Source organism: Ruminococcus sp. CAG:57 (genome assembly GCF_000435935.1).
GTDB lineage: Bacteria > Bacillota > Clostridia > Oscillospirales > Ruminococcaceae > Hominimerdicola > Hominimerdicola aceti.
The window spans coordinates 1-269 of the sequence record NZ_FR890770.1; the positions used below are offsets into that span (position 1 = coordinate 1).

Consider the following 269-nt stretch of genomic DNA (forward strand, 5'->3'; position numbering starts at 1 on the left):
ATATTGTAGGCTGTATCACCGTTACTGTCGGCATTTTCTCACTCTCCTTTCAACCAACAAGAATACCACAAATCTTTTCAGAATGGTATCACCAAACCTGACAAAATTACTTGTCCGAATTTGACATATTTTCATCTGCCTGCTTTGCCGCAGTACAGAGACACATTGTGAATACTCCCGCTGTACCGCCTGCAAGCAATCCAATAATAAATCCTACCATTTCTGAACCTCCTTATGCTGCGTCCCTTGAAGACGGAAACTGACTGTAT

The 269-nt window shown here is 42.0% G+C and carries 1 protein-coding gene; it reads right to left on the bottom strand.

From position 1 onward, the window contains the following. Nucleotides 1–106 precede the first annotated feature (106 nt). Complete coding sequence (locus tag QVO88_RS09280; RefSeq protein WP_022288207.1) at nucleotides 107–220, bottom strand: DUF3789 domain-containing protein; 114 nt, start codon at nucleotides 218–220, stop codon at nucleotides 107–109. Between the last annotated feature and the right edge of the window lie 49 nt (nucleotides 221–269).